At 80.4% G+C, this 490-nt stretch carries 1 pseudogene; it reads right to left on the bottom strand.

The window, feature by feature from the left end:
• Nucleotides 1-490, bottom strand: a pseudogene (locus LPA54_RS36995) (energy-coupling factor transporter transmembrane protein EcfT); the annotation flags it as partial.

Below are 490 nucleotides of genomic sequence, written 5' to 3'. Positions count from 1 at the left end.
GACCAGCACGGCCGCCGCCGGCCACAGGGGCAGGGTGGGCGGCTCCAGCGGGACCACACCGGGGCGCAGGGCCCCGGGGTCCAGCGAGCCGGCCAGGATCAGGAGGGCCGCCACAGCGGCGCCCGAGGCGGAGACCAGCCAGGCGCGGGCGTCCCACGGGTCCGGGCGGTAGCGGGTGCGCAGGGTGCGCCGCCCGCCGAGCCGGAGCCCCGCGAGCGCCGACGCCAGCCCGGCGAGCAGCACGGGCAGCCCGTAACTGCCGCCCTCGGCGGTGAGCAGCCCGTACGTCCCCGCGCACACGCCCAGCAGACCGCCGAGCGTGAGGGCGGCGGTGGTGCGCCGCACGGCGGGCGGCACCTCGGCGGTACGGCCGTACCCGCGCGCGTCCATCGCGGCGGCCAGGGACACCGAGCGCTCCAGCGCGCCCTCGAGGACCGGCAGCCCACCTGCACCAGACCGCGCACGCCCTTGTCGGGGCGCCCCCGCAGCC

The sequence above is a fragment of the Streptomyces sp. DH12 genome (assembly GCF_020873895.1).
GTDB lineage: Bacteria > Actinomycetota > Actinomycetes > Streptomycetales > Streptomycetaceae > Streptomyces.
This window is presented reverse-complemented; position numbering and strand designations above follow the sequence as displayed.